This is a genomic window from Streptococcus sp. HCA-5024 (genome assembly GCF_037890265.1).
GTDB classification, from domain to species: Bacteria; Bacillota; Bacilli; order Lactobacillales; family Streptococcaceae; genus Streptococcus; species Streptococcus lingualis.
Window position 1 is genome coordinate 78679 of the sequence record NZ_JBBKBR010000007.1, and the last position, 11391, is coordinate 90069.

12 protein-coding genes are annotated in these 11391 nt (G+C 42.4%); 3 read left to right on the forward strand and 9 right to left on the reverse strand.

The window, feature by feature from the left end; genetic code table 11:
• Nucleotides 1-209 precede the first annotated feature (209 nt).
• The 6 genes from WKT08_RS09205 to WKT08_RS09230 form a co-directional block, all read right to left on the reverse strand.
• Nucleotides 210-1595, reverse strand: a complete 1386-nt coding sequence (locus WKT08_RS09205; RefSeq protein ID WP_340281584.1) for a glycoside hydrolase family 1 protein — start codon at nt 1593-1595, stop codon at nt 210-212.
• A 134-nt stretch (nt 1596-1729) separates the two neighbouring features.
• Nucleotides 1730-2425 carry a gamma-glutamyl-gamma-aminobutyrate hydrolase family protein gene (locus tag WKT08_RS09210; RefSeq protein WP_340281586.1) on the reverse strand — a complete coding sequence of 232 codons (696 nt, stop codon included), beginning with the start codon at nt 2423-2425 and terminating at the stop codon, nt 1730-1732.
• A 179-nt stretch (nt 2426-2604) separates the two neighbouring features.
• Nucleotides 2605-4125, reverse strand: a complete 1521-nt coding sequence (locus WKT08_RS09215; RefSeq protein ID WP_201087751.1) for an ABC transporter permease/substrate-binding protein — start codon at nt 4123-4125, stop codon at nt 2605-2607.
• A complete protein-coding gene (locus WKT08_RS09220; protein WP_340281589.1) occupies nt 4118-4846 on the reverse strand; it encodes an ATP-binding cassette domain-containing protein in 729 nt (242 codons plus the stop codon). Before WKT08_RS09220 ends, WKT08_RS09215 begins: the two co-directional genes overlap by 8 nt.
• Nucleotides 4839-5693, reverse strand: coding sequence for an SDR family oxidoreductase (locus tag WKT08_RS09225; protein WP_340281591.1), 855 nt, complete (start codon nt 5691-5693; stop codon nt 4839-4841). The genes WKT08_RS09220 and WKT08_RS09225 overlap by 8 nt, the downstream gene beginning before the upstream one ends.
• 18 nt (nt 5694-5711) lie before the next feature.
• Nucleotides 5712-6161 (reverse strand): MarR family winged helix-turn-helix transcriptional regulator, encoded by a 450-nt coding sequence (locus WKT08_RS09230; protein ID WP_214259376.1) that lies wholly within the window; start codon nt 6159-6161, stop codon nt 5712-5714.
• Nucleotides 6162-6453: 292 nt separating this feature from the next.
• Here WKT08_RS09230 and cbiM point away from each other — a divergent pair, with 292 nt between their 5' ends.
• The 3 genes from cbiM to WKT08_RS09245 are packed head-to-tail and all read left to right on the forward strand — an operon-like array spanning nt 6454 to nt 8956.
• Nucleotides 6454-7437: a cobalt transporter CbiM gene (cbiM, locus tag WKT08_RS09235; protein ID WP_201037004.1), complete on the forward strand. Its 984-nt coding sequence runs from the start codon at nt 6454-6456 to the stop codon at nt 7435-7437.
• Nucleotides 7430-8218 (forward strand): energy-coupling factor transporter transmembrane component T, encoded by a 789-nt coding sequence (locus tag WKT08_RS09240; protein ID WP_340281599.1) that lies wholly within the window; start codon nt 7430-7432, stop codon nt 8216-8218. The genes cbiM and WKT08_RS09240 overlap by 8 nt, the downstream gene beginning before the upstream one ends.
• 12 nt (nt 8219-8230) lie before the next feature.
• Entirely contained in the window at nt 8231-8956 is a 726-nt protein-coding gene (locus WKT08_RS09245; protein WP_257738816.1) for an energy-coupling factor ABC transporter ATP-binding protein, read from the forward strand.
• Nucleotides 8957-9010: 54 nt separating this feature from the next.
• Here WKT08_RS09245 and WKT08_RS09250 read toward each other — a convergent pair whose 3' ends face one another.
• From WKT08_RS09250 to WKT08_RS09260, 3 genes are all read right to left on the reverse strand, one after another.
• Entirely contained in the window at nt 9011-9424 is a 414-nt protein-coding gene (locus tag WKT08_RS09250) for a YjdF family protein (protein WP_254733020.1), read from the reverse strand.
• A 141-nt stretch (nt 9425-9565) separates the two neighbouring features.
• Entirely contained in the window at nt 9566-10798 is a 1233-nt protein-coding gene (locus WKT08_RS09255; RefSeq protein ID WP_254733018.1) for an acyl-CoA thioesterase/BAAT N-terminal domain-containing protein, read from the reverse strand.
• A gap of 56 nt (nt 10799-10854) precedes the next feature.
• On the reverse strand, nt 10855-11310 hold the full coding sequence (locus tag WKT08_RS09260) for a MarR family winged helix-turn-helix transcriptional regulator (RefSeq protein WP_060933554.1): 456 nt from the start codon (nt 11308-11310) through the stop codon (nt 10855-10857).
• Between the last annotated feature and the right edge of the window lie 81 nt (nt 11311-11391).

An 11391-nucleotide genomic window follows, 5' to 3' on the forward strand; every position in this document is an offset into this window, starting at 1 on the left:
AGAAAATTGGTCTAGTTAAGTTAGGGTTAAGATTAGATACAAAGTCATCTAAGAAAATTTCCACTGTAAGAAAAATGCCTGAAACAGAATGGTTTCAGACATTCGGAATAATTGAGAGTCAAACCGTTTGGGGAACTGTTTGACTCCAAACTTTAAAACGACAATGCGAGGAGCTCATTACGAATTGAAGGTGGGCTACAGATCTAGATTTAGTCTTCAAATCCATTCTGCTGGCTCAACTCACGGAACCAATGACCGGATTTTTTGAGGGTGCGTTTTTGGCTTTCGAGGTCCAACTCAACTAAGCCATAGCGGTTCTTGTAGCCATTGAGCCATGACCAACAGTCAATAAAGGTCCAGATCAAATAACCTTTACAGTTGGCACCATCTTGAATAGCCCGGTGGAGCTCACGAAGATGGTCTTTGACAAAGTCAATCCGGTAGTCGTCTTGGATCACTCCATCCTTGCGGAATTTTTCCTCTCCTTCAACCCCCATCCCATTTTCGGTCAGAATCCACTCGATATTGCCATAGTTTTCCTTGATATTTTGGGCAATGTCATACAAGCCTTGCTCATAGATTTCCCAACCACGGTGGGGATTGATCTTGCGCCCTGGCATAACGTAAGGTTCATAAAATTGTTCAAAGAGTAGGGGAGATGCTGGATTTGGAGCATAACGAGGAGCCGCCACACGGAGTGGTTGGTAATAGTTAACTCCTAGGTAATCCACCGTATTTTCCTCGATCAAGCGCAATTCAAAGGGATCATAATCCGGTAAGAGATCACGCTCCCGTAGGATCTCCACTAATTCTTCAGGATAATGACCAAGAACAGATGGATCTAAAAAAGATTTGGCTTGAAAGAGCTCGGCAATACGCGCAGCTTTCACATCTTCTGGATGCTGGCTCCGAGGATAGGCTGGTGTCAAATTGAGCACAATCCCGATACGGTAATTAGGATTCACCTCATGACAGGCCTTGACCGCTAGTGAGCTTGCTAACTGGGTGTGGTAGGCTACTTTTACAGCTGCTGCTGCGTCTACCTTATGAGGAAAATGGGCATCATAAAAATAACCAAATTCTACAGGGACAATAGGTTCATTAAAGGTGATCCACTGATCGACCAGATCTCCATAGGTCTTGAAACAAAAACGCGCATATTCCTGGTAAGCATAGGCGGTTTCTTTATTTTCCCAACCATCCCCTTGCTCTTGAAGAGCCATCGGTAAATCAAAATGATAGAGGTTGACCAAGAGGTGAATCCCTTTTTCTTTAATCTTTTCAAAGACACGGCGGTAGAACTCAACACCTGCTTGATTGATTTCCCCTCGTCCTTCTGGGAAAATACGTGACCACTGGATAGAGGTTCGAAAGGCAGTGTGGCCGGTTTCTAACAAGAGGTCCAGATCTTCTTCCCAGTGTTCATAAAAAGTCGATGTTTTCTCTGGTCCTTGCCCTTGATAAAAGCGGTTGGGCTCGATCCTATACCAGTAATCCCAGAGATTGTCTCCCTTTCCATCCTGGGCTAGACGCCCTTCTGTTTGAGGGCCCGAGGTCGAACTCCCCCATAAAAAATCCTTTGGAAATTGATACATGTCCTAATCCTCCTCATTCTACTAGCTCTATTGTAGCGCATCCTCCTCCAAAACCTAGTCACAATTTACAGTCTTTCTTACGCAGATTAAAGAAAAAGCCCCTTAGGAAAAATTCCTAAGGAAGCTGGTCCTCTTTACAATTGAGTCACGACATATTCAAAGAGCTTGCGATCTGCTGGGCTCTTGTCAAAACGCAATTCCGGATGCCACTGAACGCCGAGGAAACGACTCTCATCTGTGGATTGAACGGCTTCTATGATGTCATCTTTAGGATCCCGCGCGATCACTTCTAAACCATCTGCCAAGTCTTTAATACTTTGATGATGGAAAGAATTGATGCGACTGGTCTTACCATAGATCTCTTGCAGGATCGTCTGATCCTTGGTCACCAACTCTTGGCTGGTGTACTGACCTGGATTGTCCTGCCAGTGGTGTTCAATGTCTTGATACAGAGTTCCCCCTAGAGCGACATTATAGAGCTGGGTCCCACGGCAGACGGTAAAGATCGCTTTTTTAGCCGCACGCGCTTCTTCAATCAAAGCCAACTCAAAGAGATCGCGTTTCAAGAGGTAGTCATCACTGTCGATGGTGATTTCTTCTCCGTAAAACTTGGGCAAGACATTTTGTCCACCGGTAATGATGAGCTTATCAATCATCGATAGGTAGTCTTTGGCCAAGGCTGCATCTCCAATCGGCAAGATCAAGGGAATCCCTCCTGCCTCTTTGACCGCTTCGACAAAACCAGTCGCCGCATAGCTCATGTTCGCGTCTGGATCATCTGGGAAGGGTCTTTCATTTCCTGTAATTCCAATCACTGGTCTTATTTTCATGCTTATTTCCATATTCTTTCATTCATCTTCAAGGCTTATTGTAACACAATTTCAAGCCAGACTCAATGGAGATTTTTTTGAAGAGAAGGTCTTTCCCTCTACCCCAAAAGCTTGCTGAAAGGATATAAAATTGCTTTCTATTAAAAAATTCTCAAGTGCAAAGACTTGAGAATGGTTTGTTAATTTTTTATCAACCCTTCTTTTACCAAAAAGTCACGCGCTACTTTAGCAGCAGGCTTGCCTTCTACTCCGACTTGGTAGTTCATCTGGCTCATCTGGCTCTCAGTGATTTTACCAGCTAGCTTATTAAGCACACCTTCCAATTCGGGATGTTTCTTAAGAAGAGCTTCTTTCATGAGGGGCGCCCCTTGATAAGGTGGGAAGAGTTGTTTGTCATCTTCAAGGACCACCAGGTCATAGCGAGCCAGCTCGGCATCTGTTGAGTAGGCATCTGTTATCTGGATATCGCCAGACTGGATAGCTTGGTAGCGAAGGGCTGGTTCCATGGTGGAGACTTGTAGATGAAGACCATAGACCTTCTGCAGGCCCTTGTTTCCGTCTTCTCGGTCGTTAAACTCCAAGGTAAAGCCTGCCTTGAGTTGCCCTTCCACCTTTTTCAAATCTGAAATGGTCTTAAGGCCATACTCCTGGGCAATCTTCCTAGGCACTGCGACAGCGTAGGTGTTTTGATAAGCCATGGGTTTGAGCAAGGCTAGGTCGTCTTGTTGCTTGATCCCATCTCGGGCAGCTTGATAGACCGTTTCTGGATCATGACCAACTTGTGGTGCTGGCTTGAGGAGACTTTCGGTCACCGTACCTGTAAATTCTGGATAGATAGCGATGTCCCCTTTTTTCAGGGCTTCATAGAGGAAAGTAGTCTTTCCAAAATTCGGCTTGACGGTCACTGTCATATCTGTATTTTCTTCGATCAAGATCTTATACATATTAGCTAGAATTTCGGGTTCTGGTCCTAACTTCCCAGCAATGACCAGGTTTTCTTTTTCTGGTTTTGAAAGAAGACTTGGTGTATAAGAAGATCCTAATCCCAGGACCATGACAGCAAAGGCAGCAAAGATGGTCCGCAATTTGGCCTTTTCCATCCATTTAAGAAGAAGGTTAAAGGCGATGGCTAAGAAGGCAGAAGATAGGGCACCGATCAAAATCAGACTCGCATTATTGCGGTCAATCCCCAGAAGGATAAAGGAACCGAGTCCCCCTGCTCCAATCAAGGCAGCTAGAGTAGCTGTCCCGATAATCATCACTGCTGCCGTGCGAATCCCAGACATGATGACAGGCATAGCCAAGGGAATCTCAAACTTCTTGAGTCGCTCCCACTTGGTCATCCCAAAGGCGATTCCAGCTTCTTCCAAGCTTGGATCAATCCCTTGTAAACCAGTGATGGTATTTTGAAGGATGGGGAAAATGGCATAGATGACAAGAGCTGTTAAGGCCGGGAGCGTCCCGATTCCCATAATAGGAATGAAGAGGCCCAAAAGAGCCATGGAAGGAATGGTCTGGAAGATCCCAGCTAGCTGTAAGACCCAGTTGCTTGTTCTTTTGTGGATACTCAAATAAATAGCTAGAGGAACAGCTAGAAAAATCGCAAGGAGCAAGGTCAGTAATGACAGTTGCAAATGTTGCCCCAGTGCAGCGAGCCAGTCCCCAAAGCGTTCTTGAAAGGTTGCAAGTAGTTTAGACATGGTGAGCACCTCCAAACAAATCTGCGACAAAGTCGTTGGCTGGCTGGGCAAGAATGGTCTCAGAATCCGCTACCTGTACAATCTCTCCTTCTTGCAGTACTGCAATCCGGTCGCCTAATTTCAAAGCCTCGTCTGTGTCATGGGTCACAAAAATAGTGGTCATACCGAATTCTTTGTGCAATTCTTTGGTAAGAGTCTGCAACTGCTTACGGGAGATGGCATCCAAGGCCGAAAAAGGTTCGTCCATCAATAGAATCTTTGGTTCCCCAATGATAGCTCGCACAATGCCAATCCGTTGTTGCTCTCCACCAGATAACTCGCTTGGTAACCGATGAGCATAGTCTGCAGCAGGAAGCCCCACCTTGGCCAAGAGTTCTTCTGTTTTCGAAGCGATTTGCTCCTTGCTCCAGCCCTTCATCTCAGGAATGAGAGCAATATTTTCCGCAACGGTCAAGTTTGGAAATAGGGCAATGGCTTGAAGGACATAGCCGGTACTGAGACGTAACTCCCGTTCGTCATAGTCTTTGATGCGTTTCCCATCCATATAGATATTGCCATCAGTCGGCTCCAAGAGACGGTTGACCAGCTTGATCATGGTGGTTTTTCCAGATCCTGAAGGACCCACTAGCACCATAAATTCTCCATTTTCAATGCGGAGGTTGACATCTTTTAAAATGTTTTTATCCGTGTAGCGTAGGACTACATGTTTGTATTCAATCATATTTTTCCTCAATAAGTTTTCTGTCTCTTAGAATATCCAATAAGCTACTTGCTGGATGCCCTAGGACTTTTTCGACATCTGTAGAAACCCCAGCTTGTTCCCCAGCTTTAATCGCTGTATAGGTGCTGACCCAGGCATCGTACTCCCAAGTTTGTGCTGGCCATTTTTTCCGTGACTCATAGGCTTCTTCTACTGATTCATCCACATACGCGATGGTTTTACCGCTCTCTTTTGAGAGAAGCGCTACGATTTCTTCCATGGAAAGATCCTCTGGCCCTGTCAAATTCAAGGTTTGATTTTCCCATTTCTTAGCATGTAAAAGAATCTCTGCTGCAACACTAGATGTGTCCTTACGGGCAACTGCTGAAACCTTCCCACTGCCAGCTGGACCACGAATTTCCCCATTTTCAAGAGCAATATCTATCAAGAAGTCCAAGTAAAAATTATCTCTCAATAATGTATAGGTGAATCCTAACTCCTTGATATAGGCTTCCGTCTTGGCATGATCTCGAGACAAGGTAAAGGTTGCTTTTTCATCTGCTCCGTAAAAGGAGGTATAGACGATATGCTGCACCCCAGCAAGCTTTGCGGCATCTAAAAAACTCTTGTGTTCCTCAACACGCTCTGGATTTTCCCGAGCAGAGACCATCAATAAGACATCGATACCCTTTAAGACCTCAACCACCTCTGGAGTATTGGCATACACCATCTTACGAAGTTCCGCTGACGCGTAGACTGTTGCACGCTCTGGGCTTCTTGCCAGATGGATAGAAGCAATTCCTTGCTGATCGACAAGATCAGCCACATAGGAACCTAATTTTCCTGTTACACCTGTTATTCCAATCATAACTGTTACTTCCTTTCCCTACATATCATTTTCTTTAGCTTTTAGATTTGAGATTATACGCTCTTGATAGGCTTCAAATTCTCGGATTTCTTGATCTGAAAAACCTTGGTAAAAAATCTCTCCCAGTTCTTTGCTGACACGGTCACCGATTTCTTTTTGCGCCCAACCGAGGTCTGTCAAAGAAATATATTTTTTCCTTTTATCCTGCGTGCAAGGTTGAATCGTGACCAAGCCTTGTTCTTCTAATTTCTTAACCATACTGGTCAATGTATTATTAGCTAGACCCGTCGCAAGAGCGATATCGGTCGCAGTAGCGCACCCCAACTCTTGCTTCCACAAAATCGTTAAAATTTTCCCTTGTTCACTTCTGTATTGAGCATCTGGTTCCTTGCTTAAGAGTTTTTGAAAAAGTCGCCCGTTCAATAAGCGTATCTGTAAAGCTTGGTAGCCCCCTTGCATCTTGTCCATTTTGTCTCCTTTTTATTTCTATATCGAAATATTAAAGTCATTGTACCACTGCCTGTTACATCTGTCAACTATTTCGATATAGAAATAGTATTTTTTTGACAAGAGGCTATTCTAAAGATTCATGCACAGCTCCAAATGACCAAACTTTTTATCCCTTTTACACAAACTTCTTTGGAATACGGTCAAAAATTCGCTATAATAGTAACAAATGTTAAACTCCTTTTGTAACGACACTTGGTTTTACGATGTGGTAATCTGTTAACTGTATGATAGAAAGATCGGAGTATTTGTGATGCATATCCCAGATAATTATTTGAGTCCTGCAAGTTGTGCCCTCTTAGCTGTAGCGGCTGCCCCTGCGATTGGCGTATCCATTGCCAAAGTCAAAGTTCAATTAAAGGAAAATAAAGAGTTGGCCCCTATGCTTGGTGTCGCAGCCTCTTTATCCTTCTTGTTAATGATGTTTAATGTCCCAGTTCCAGGGGGGACAACGGCACACGCTGTCGGTGGTGCCCTTCTGGCTATCCTGATTGGTCCCTATGCAGCTTCCCTAGCCTTATCTGTCGCCTTGATCCTCCAGGCCTTCTTATTTGGAGATGGAGGAATCCTAGCTCTTGGAGCCAATATCTTCAATATGGCCGTTGCCATGCCTTTTATCGGCTATGGGATTTACAGTTGGTTCCGCAAACACCATCACGAATCTCTTGGAGTGATCGTGGGTTCCTATGTCGCCATCAACGCCGCAGCTCTCTTAACAGGGATTGAACTTGGCTTGCAACCCTTGATTGCATCTGAAGCTGGACAACCCCTCTACAACCCTTATGGATTAGAAGTCACTATTCCCGCCATGATGGCTGCCCACCTTGTGGTCGCCGGCTGGGTCGAAGCCTTCTTCACCTATGTGATTTACCGCTTTGTCAAACAAGTGGCCCCATCTGAATTGTATACACCAAGTAGCAAAAATACGACTTCATTTGTCAAAAAAATCCGCTGGGTTCTCTTGGGTCTGATCGTTTTGAGCCCTCTCGGTCTCCTAGCAGAAGGAACGGCTTTTGGAGAATGGTCTTCTGAAGAATTAGGATCCTTGCTCAAAGGGAAGGTCCCAGCTGGTATCAAAAATGGATTTTCTTTTGAAGCCTTGTTCAGTGATTACACCATTCCTGGAACAAAAATTGCGATTGGCTATATTCTATCAGCCATTACAGCTGTTCTTATTTTCTATATCATTAGCAAAATGATTCGATCAATAAACGGAGCAAAAACTTCTCATGCGTAAACTTCCTGACTGGCTCCTTCAAGAGCAAGCGACTCTAGAAGCTTCAAAAAGCCATCACTATTTACAAATGAACCTTCACACATTGCGCCATTTTCTTGGCAAAATGAAACAAACGACACCCGCATTCAAGGCCAAAACTTCCTCTTGGATGCGGCTTGTTTACTTTTTAACCCTAGCCATTCTCATTACAACAGCCCATCATACGATCCAGCTCTGGATCCTCGGTATCCTCTTACTACTTCACATTGCCATGCTGCCAGGAGAAGCTCTTCTTCACCTGTTTAAGGTCCTCGTCAAGGTCCTTCTCTTCTCTGCCATTGTGATTTTACCGAGTATCTTATTTCAAGGATTTCAAAATGGTGGACTCTTTTTGTTGCGTGCAGGGATCATTGTCCTCAATATTTCTCTCTTTTTAGCCACTACCACAAGCATCCAACTGGTGGAGGCCCTAAGGCAGTTGCATGTCCCCAATACCTTTATCCAGACCATTGATATTACCCTAAAATATAGTTATATTTTAGGGAAACACCTTCACCAACAAATTGAGTGTGTGCAACTTAGGACCGTGGGTCAAAAAGTGAGCCTCCATCTTTTTGGCTCTCTGCTGGGTCTCTTGTATCTATCAACGAAGAACCATACCAAAGAGGTCTACGAGGCCATGTTGCTGAGAGGATATGGCATGGACAGAAAACAAAAAGAGCCCTTCTGTTGGAAAAAAGAAGATGGCCTTTTACTACTGGAATTAGTCTTCCTTATTGCCGTCACCACTCTACTCCGTTAGAAAGGATAGCCTATGATTACCATTCAAGATGGAAATTACCACTACACCGATGAGATTGGAATCCACGATATCCAACTACAGATCAAGCAAGGAGAAACGATCGCTTTGATGGGACCGAATGGAGCAGGAAAATCCACACTTTTTAAAATTCTAGTTGGACTTTTACCCCTGTCTTCTGGTCACTACCACTTTAAGGATTGGACGATAGATGACACTTTCTTAAAAGATCCCCATCGTGCTGGTCAGTTATTTCAACAAGTCGGGCTTATTTTTCAAAATAGCGATACGCAACTCTTCAACACAAGCGTCTATGATGAACTTGCTTTTGGCCCACGTCAACTCGGCTTAGCTGCAGTTGAAATTGACCAACGCGTCAATGATACACTCGCTCTTTTAGAGATTGAACACCTGAGAGATCGCATTCCCTACCATCTCTCCGGAGGGGAAAAGAAGCTAGTCGCTATTGCCAGTGTCCTCACCATGAATCCTAGTCTCTTGCTATTTGATGAGCCTTTTAACGGCCTCTCCCCCAAATACCAAAAGCTGATCGTCGCCCTGCTCCAAGATCTCAAAACAGCAGGAAAAACAATTGTGATTTCCTCCCACCATTTCGACCAAATCGCTCCGATTGTGGAACGGGTTCTGCTCTTTTCAGAGGAACACACCATTACAGGCAGCTACGATCGAGCTGATTGGGAACATCATCCAGATATTCAACAATCGTTTTCGACATGTTAAAAAGCCTCGGTAGGGTTCTTCCTACCGAAGCTTTTTTTATGAAAGAGATAAAGGTTAATGTCCTTTATGCTTGTCTCTTCGTTTTTGCTGTTTGCGTTCGAATTTCTCTTGTTTGAGCAATTGCTTTTGGACACTAGATTGATGTTTTGAAATCTTTTTCCTTTCCTCATACTGCAACTGCAATAGTTCTTTCGACTTGGAAGAAATTTTCTTCTTTACTTGTTTCTTCACAGCTCGCTGTAATCGTTTAGGATTCTTGATTTTTACATGTTGCTTAACTGTAGCTTCTGGACTAAAAGATAAATGAGTAAACTGAGTCTGTAACATCTCTAGAATTTCATCATCTTTTGGCCCCTGACCAAATGTCACACGACAAACTTGATAAGTTTCTCGATACACTTGTTCGAACAAACCATGCCAAAATCCATCTTCAAAATAAACTGTCAATCCAATTGAAATTGTTTCCACGACAGCACCTCCTTAAATCTATCCCTAAGAATGGACAACCAAGGAGGAAGGTTACTGATAGGCTTGCCTACGTCTGGACTACCAACCAGAACTGTGTTTTTATCTTAGTTGGGACTATTATAGCATATTTATAATCTTATGTTATTGCTTCTTCAAATGCCTATCAAAAAAATGAATCGTAGCCAACCAAGAATCCTTACTCTCTTTCATCAATAAACGCCAATCTTTTCGATAGCGATGATTGGGTTGATAAGCCACTGTCAACATGTGACCTATTTCATGATATTTTTTAAATGTAATGTGGTGGCCTTTATAATGTGAGACAATATTGGCTATTGCTGACGAGGCATCCCATATTTCATCAACAGTACTTCCGAGCAATAAGATTGGCGAAGAGAATCTACTAATGTCTATCCTAGCAGAGCGATCTTTAGGGATAGGTTTTCTAAAAAGTTTGCTAAACAGATAATCTCTCAGTCGAAACTTTTGATAGGTAAGTTCCTTTTGCAAATACGTCCAAGAAGAAGTATGGGAGTTCCATTTCCCTTTTATCCCTTCATACACCACATCAGAGGGTGAATTTAGTACCAAACATTGAACGTCATTAAAAATGCTCTCCTCAGCTAAAACTAACTCTGCTCCCTTAGAACGTCCATAGATTCCAATTCTTTCACTATCTACTTGATGATGCTGACGTAGATAATCCTTTGCTTCCACAAGGCACTCTAAAGGAATACGTTCCAAATTTTTTGGCAACCCCTCTAAACCAAAGTAGGCAACTGCTAAGCAAATATAACCTCTAGAAGATAGAAGCTGAGCTATATTCTGTGCCTTTTCAATCCTTCCTTCACTACCGCTCACAATAATCAATGCTGGTGCTTTTATTGCCTTTTTATCATAAAATAGTCTCCCTTGAAAATGTTTCATGTAAATATCTTGATGACTAATTTGCGAACTCATGTAATGTCTTGTGAAAGTTCTCTCTGCGACGACAGTATTACCTTGTATAATTTTGATTTCCACAAAAAAGTGATCTAATAAGGGAATTTTAGAAAGAGAGTTTGGAAGTTTCTTTTTCCTATTGGTCAAGGGCTTGGCATTAAAGAATAACCCCATTGTTGCAATATCTTCATAAGAGCCAGAACAAGATGGAGTTTGTGAAATATCAATAATACCATTCTTATCTGATACAAAAGTCGCTGTTGATTTCCATAAAACATCATGAGCTAAAAGCATAGGAGCATTGATACAATAATAATCAGATAAATACATTTCGACTCGATAGGTTTCTCTTGGTTTTAAGCCATCGATGACAATATTAAAAGATTCGTCTGCTAAATCAGACTCTGAGATCAGTTCAATTTGTATATTCATATCTTCCTCTTTTTGTTAATATAATTAACAATATAGTTTTAAAATTACCGTGATTTTTACCACGGCAATTCTTGCCATACCTGTTCAACATCATCCATCAGTTTCATAACCATTTGAAGATCCTCCTCACTATAATTTCTTAAAACTGAAAAAATGGCCTTTTCAATATGTTCTTGCTGCTCTTTATGGATATTAAAAACTTCAACACCTTTTTTGGATAATATCAGATATTTATTTTTTTCATTATCCGGTGCAAATTCAAAAGTAACGAGGTCTTTCTTGGTTAAACGTCTAACACTCTGAGTAATGGCACTCCTAGATACTTCAAGTAACTCAGATAATTTCACTAGATTCACAGGCTGATTGCGACCTATCAGGTCGATCAAATGGACTTCATTAATAGTGATTGATTTATCAATACTGTTCCTATGCTGAGCTTTTTTCAACTGTTCAAAAGCTAAAGCAAAGCTGTTAAAACGATTATTAAACTTATACAGTTCTTTCTTATTCATAGCGCCTCTCTTTTGTTAATGATATTAACAAAAATACTATTTATTGTCAAGCTGAGCCTAAAAAATCCTCCAGAGTTGAAC

What these genes read in the sequence shown, in the direction of transcription:
- WKT08_RS09205 (WP_340281584.1), bottom strand. Translation starts at nt 1,595, where the DNA reads ATGTATCAATTTCCAAAGGATTTTTTATGGGGGAGTTCGACCTCGGGC.
- WKT08_RS09210 (WP_340281586.1), bottom strand. Translation starts at nt 2,425, where the DNA reads ATGAAAATAAGACCAGTGATTGGAATTACAGGAAATGAAAGACCCTTC.
- WKT08_RS09215 (WP_201087751.1), bottom strand. Translation starts at nt 4,125, where the DNA reads ATGTCTAAACTACTTGCAACCTTTCAAGAACGCTTTGGGGACTGGCTC.
- WKT08_RS09220 (WP_340281589.1), bottom strand. Translation starts at nt 4,846, where the DNA reads ATGATTGAATACAAACATGTAGTCCTACGCTACACGGATAAAAACATT.
- WKT08_RS09225 (WP_340281591.1), bottom strand. Translation starts at nt 5,693, where the DNA reads ATGATTGGAATAACAGGTGTAACAGGAAAATTAGGTTCCTATGTGGCT.
- WKT08_RS09230 (WP_214259376.1), bottom strand. Translation starts at nt 6,161, where the DNA reads ATGGACAAGATGCAAGGGGGCTACCAAGCTTTACAGATACGCTTATTG.
- cbiM (WP_201037004.1), top strand. Translation starts at nt 6,454, where the DNA reads ATGCATATCCCAGATAATTATTTGAGTCCTGCAAGTTGTGCCCTCTTA.
- WKT08_RS09240 (WP_340281599.1), top strand. Translation starts at nt 7,430, where the DNA reads ATGCGTAAACTTCCTGACTGGCTCCTTCAAGAGCAAGCGACTCTAGAA.
- WKT08_RS09245 (WP_257738816.1), top strand. Translation starts at nt 8,231, where the DNA reads ATGATTACCATTCAAGATGGAAATTACCACTACACCGATGAGATTGGA.
- WKT08_RS09255 (WP_254733018.1), bottom strand. Translation starts at nt 10,798, where the DNA reads ATGAATATACAAATTGAACTGATCTCAGAGTCTGATTTAGCAGACGAA.
- WKT08_RS09260 (WP_060933554.1), bottom strand. Translation starts at nt 11,310, where the DNA reads ATGAATAAGAAAGAACTGTATAAGTTTAATAATCGTTTTAACAGCTTT.